Annotated in this window: 1 protein-coding gene and 1 pseudogene; both read right to left on the bottom strand. The window is 69.1% G+C overall.

Features of this window, described 5'->3' with window-relative positions:
* Positions 1 to 965 (bottom strand): Tar ligand binding domain-containing protein (locus tag NGJ44_RS23080; RefSeq protein WP_251866061.1); only part of this gene is annotated, 965 nt, incomplete at its 3' end.
* 104 nt (positions 966 to 1,069) lie between these two features.
* Positions 1,070 to 1,482 (bottom strand): annotated as a pseudogene (locus NGJ44_RS23075) (hypothetical protein); the annotation flags it as partial.

Genomic DNA, 1,482 nt, shown 5'->3' with positions numbered 1-1,482 from the left:
GCATTGTCCGCGTTCTGCTTGACCGTCGAGGCCAGCTCTTCCATCGACGCCGCCGTCTGCTCCAGCGACGCCGCCTGCTCTTCGGTGCGGCTGGACAGGTCCGTGTTGCCCGCCGCAATCTCGCGCGCGCCCACGTTGATTTCGTCCACCCCGCGACGCACCGCCGCCACCGTGCGCGTCAGGCTCTCCTGCATGCGCTTGACGGCAGCCAGGAGCACGCCGATCTCATTGGTGGAAGTCGCTTCCACCCGCGCCGTCAGGTCGCCGGCGGCGATCCTGTCAAAGCTTTCGCCCACGCTGCGCAGAGGGCGCAGGATGACGCGCGTAATAAAGGCGAACGCCCCGGCCAGCATCGCGGCCACCAGGAGGACCAGCGCCCCGTATACGTAGGCCATGAGGGCGCTTTCGGAGCGCGAGCGGGAGATGCGTTCCGCGCTGTAGGCGTTGATCTCCTGCGAGAACTCCGTGAGCTGCTTGTAGAACGCGCCGCTGGCGGCGCCGGCCTTGCCGTTCTTGATGCTCAGGTAGCCCGCGCCGTCGCCCTGCTCGAGCGCGGCAAGCATGGCCTGCGACGCTTGCGCAAAGTTGTTGAACGCATTGAGCAGTTCGCTCTCGCGCGTCTTGCCCACGTTCGTGATCTTGGGAATGGCCTTGAACGCCTGCATCTTTTTCTGCGCGTCGTCCAGCAGCTGCTGCATGAGCCGCGCGTTGTCGGCGGCGCCCGCCGTGTCTCCGGTCGCGCGTTGCGCCGCCACGATGTCGGCCCGGATGGTCGCGCGCAGCATCTGCGTATAGGCGTCCTTGATCAGGTTGTTCTGCTGTACGCTGAGGCTGTCCAGCGCATTGATGGCTTCGACATTGGCGCGGGTATTGCTCCAGCCGAGCGCGATGGCGACAAACGCCGCGACCGCCACCACCGCCAGCGCGAGCATCAATCCGGTGCGAACCTTGATATTGCTAAACATTTTCAGTCTCTTCCGCTAAGCACCCGGCGGCATCCGGTCCGACCGGGCATGCCTGCATTCAGGTTTCTGCTGCCTCGATATCCCACGACACTGTTGCTGCCAAATCAGAAAGATTCCCAATCGTCGTCGGCCGGCGCCTGGCGGCGCGCCGCCGGCCTGGCCGTTTCCGCCGCGGGTCGGGCCACGGAACGCCGGGGCGGGCGCGCCGCCACCGCGCCTTCGCCCGTTACCCGCGGAGCCGGCTTGCGCGCCGCGCCGCGCGCGGCGTCCGCCACGCGGGGCTCGGCCGCCGGGTCTTCCTGGGCCTGACCTTGATTCGCCTGGCCTTGATTCGCTTGCCCCTGACCGGATTGGCCTTGATGGGCCTGGTCGCCGGACGCCGGCCGGCTGTGCGCCAGCCTGGCCGCCGGCGCGCCGGCCGGACGCTGCTGCGCCCGCTCGCCCGCATCGGCCTGCGGCCGCGGCGCGGACGGGGCCGCGGCCACCCGCGGCGCCGCGCGCTGCGACGACAGATGCC

Origin of the sequence: Achromobacter sp. Marseille-Q4962, assembly GCF_943737005.1 — a bacterium.
Classification (GTDB): domain Bacteria; phylum Pseudomonadota; class Gammaproteobacteria; order Burkholderiales; family Burkholderiaceae_B; genus Achromobacter.
The sequence above is the reverse complement of the archived record's forward strand: the minus strand, read 5'-3'. Positions and strand labels throughout refer to the sequence as shown.